Genomic DNA, 1,021 nt, shown 5'->3' with positions numbered 1-1,021 from the left:
CAGCGTATCGACGCCACCGCTGCTGCTGATCGCATAGGTCACCGCGACACCATGCGAGGTCAGTGCCGGCAGACCAGAAGTCGAGCCGGACAGGCTATAGGTCGCAGGTGTATCCGCTCCCGTATTGAATAGGTTGGAGACATTGCCGGTGGCGGTGCCGCCAAAGCCGGTCTCGCCGGTGGCTTCACCGACCAGCGCGTCTTCGTCGACCGTCGCCGTCTGGGTATTGGCGGTCACCGTCGGCTGATCATCGATGATGGTCAGCTTCAGCGCATTGGCSGCAGCCGCCGTCGTRCTGCCGTCATCATCGGTGACATGCAGCAGGTTGCTGACATCGAAGGAGAAGGTCCCCTCCGGCGAGCCATTCTGCGGCGTCTCATTGTCGATCGCGGCCGACAACGTAAAGCTGTAGGCTCCGGTACTTTCCGTCAGTGCCAGCGTGAATACCGTGGTCGCTCCAGCGGACGCCGTCAGCGTATCGACGCCACCGCTGCTGCTGATCGCATAGGTCACCGCGACACCATGCGAGGTCAGTGCCGGCAGRCCAGARGTCGAGCCGGACAGGCTATAGGTCGCAGGTGTRTCYGCTCCCGTATTGAATAGGTTGGAGACATTGCCGGTGGCGGTGCCACCAAAGCCGGTCTCGCCGGTGGCTTCACCGACCAGCGCGTCTTCGTCGACCGTCGCCGTCTGGGTGTTGGCCGTCACCGTCGGTTGGTCGTCGATGATGGTCAGCTTCAGCGCATTGGCGGCAGCCGCCGTCGTACTGCCGTCATCATCGGTGACATGCAGCAGGTTGCTGACATCGAAGGAGAAGGTCCCCTCCGGCGAGCCATTCTGCGGCGTCTCATTGTCGATCGCGGCCGACAACGTAAAGCTGTAGGCTCCGGTACTTTCCGTCAGTGCCAGCGTGAATACCGTGGTCGCTCCAGCGGACGCCGTCAGCGTATCGACGCCACCGCTGCTGCTGATCGCATAGGTCACCGCGACACCATGCGAGGTCAGTGCCGGCTGCCGGCAG

At 63.1% G+C, this 1,021-nt stretch carries 1 protein-coding gene; it reads right to left on the bottom strand.

The annotated features are described in order from the left end of the window. Positions 1 to 1,021, bottom strand: a 1,021-nt coding sequence (locus QD461_RS36645; RefSeq protein WP_414091637.1) for a hypothetical protein, incomplete at both ends; no start/stop codon positions are given.

The sequence above is a fragment of the Rhizobium sp. BR 314 genome, assembly GCF_047445805.1.
Taxonomy (GTDB): Bacteria; Pseudomonadota; Alphaproteobacteria; order Rhizobiales; family Rhizobiaceae; genus Rhizobium; species Rhizobium lusitanum_B.
The sequence above is the reverse complement of the archived record's forward strand: the minus strand, read 5'-3'. Positions and strand labels throughout refer to the sequence as shown.